4 protein-coding genes are annotated in these 1,460 nt (G+C 61.2%); all 4 read right to left on the minus strand.

Translation table 11 applies throughout. From position 1 onward, the window contains the following. Nucleotides 1–137: 137 nt before the first annotated feature. Nucleotides 138–458, minus strand: a complete 321-nt coding sequence (locus tag BW994_RS18720) for a type II toxin-antitoxin system RelE/ParE family toxin (protein WP_029314472.1) — start codon at nucleotides 456–458, stop codon at nucleotides 138–140. 3 nt (nucleotides 459–461) lie between these two features. Beyond that, nucleotides 462–716, minus strand: a complete 255-nt coding sequence (locus BW994_RS18725; protein ID WP_029314471.1) for a type II toxin-antitoxin system ParD family antitoxin — start codon at nucleotides 714–716, stop codon at nucleotides 462–464. Between the two features lie 80 nt (nucleotides 717–796). Next, nucleotides 797–1,099 carry a MoaD/ThiS family protein gene (locus tag BW994_RS18730; protein WP_162176835.1) on the minus strand — a complete coding sequence of 101 codons (303 nt, stop codon included), beginning with the start codon at nucleotides 1,097–1,099 and terminating at the stop codon, nucleotides 797–799. Next, nucleotides 1,096–1,356, minus strand: coding sequence for a beta propeller repeat protein (locus BW994_RS18735; protein WP_029314469.1), 261 nt, complete (start codon nucleotides 1,354–1,356; stop codon nucleotides 1,096–1,098). Before BW994_RS18735 ends, BW994_RS18730 begins: the two co-directional genes overlap by 4 nt. Between the last annotated feature and the right edge of the window lie 104 nt (nucleotides 1,357–1,460).

The raw sequence follows: 1,460 nt of genomic DNA on the forward strand, positions 1-1,460 counted from the left end.
CCCGTAGCGGCAGGCGGCTCAGACCGGATGGTTACGTATTATATTCCATCGGACGGTCTTTTCATTGGTCGGTTGCAAAGCCCCATGTGTGGCACATTCGATGCCGTGGGGCCGTCCACGCCAACAAAGAACTTTTACTATGGTTCGGCTTGATCCTGCATTGCTTCCGGGAACAGAAGCGCACCGTAATCCTGCGCGCCGTGTAGACTATGAACTATGAAAATCGCATCACCGTCCACCCGATAGAAAATCAGGGAATCACGATAAACACGGCAGCGAATGCCACGGTCCTCGTAATGCTCAAGTAACGGTGATCCATGCGGCATCGCCCCAATCTCCAGCGCCTTCGCCCGAAGCCCCTGCACAAACGAGCGGGCACGGGCCCGATTATCCCGCGCTATGAACAGCGCAATGCCCCGCAACCCGGCTCTCGCCTTGTCCGACAGAACAACCCTCATCAATCAGCGATCCGGCAAACCAGCCAACTCCGCATCCAAAGCATCGCACACGTCATCAACCGCATGCACCCGGCCAGCCTCGATATCCGCAAGCCCCCGCCCGATCGCAACATCCAGCGCCACCATCCGGCGCTCACGCTCCTCCATCAACCGGAGCGCATCGCGCACGACCTCGCTCGCGTTACCATAACGGCCGCTGGCTAGCTGTGCCTGAACAAAGGTCTCGAAATGCTTCCCCAACGTATAGCTGCTCGGCATCGCCACAACCCTCCCACTATCATTCAATGACATCAAAAGGATATCAACCCCACAAGCACCCTGCCCAACACCCGCCCCACTCACCCCCCGGCAATCGCCCCCACCACCAGCAAAGCCTCCTCACCCGCCGCCACCACCGCCGGTAACGCCTCCGCCATCGAACAATGCGAAAAATCCCGCTGGCACGCGAAAAACCGAATAAACGCCCGACGCCGCCCACTCACCCCATCCCGCATCGTCCCCCGCAACACCGGATGCGCCGCCTCCAACGCATCGAGCACCGCCCCCAGCGTCACCACCCCCTCGACCCGCACCGCCACCTCCCGCGGCAACCTCGCAACCACCGCAAGCCCCGAAGGCAATTCCACCCGCACCAGGCTCACGGCAGCGTCTGCACCTCGACCGAAAGCACCGCCGGCAAATTCTGCACAATCGCCTGCCAATGCTCCCCCGCATCCGGCGAAACATAAACCTGCCCGCCCGTCGTCCCGAAATAGATCCCGCATTTATCCAGCGTATCCACCGCCATCGCATCGCGCAGCACGTTCACATAGCAATCGCGCTCCGGCAGCCCCTTGCCCAGCGGTTCCCAATCGCCCCCGCCACTCCGGCTCCGATACACCCGCAACGTCCCATCCACCGGATAATGCGAGCTATGATGGAATTTGGGTGACGGCGGTGATCAGGCGGCGTTCTGTGCTGGCGTCTCGATCACCTCGACGCCGTCCCGGAAAGTAATGCCCT

It is taken from the genome of Acidiphilium rubrum, assembly GCF_900156265.1.
In the GTDB taxonomy this organism is placed as follows: Bacteria; Pseudomonadota; Alphaproteobacteria; order Acetobacterales; family Acetobacteraceae; genus Acidiphilium; species Acidiphilium rubrum.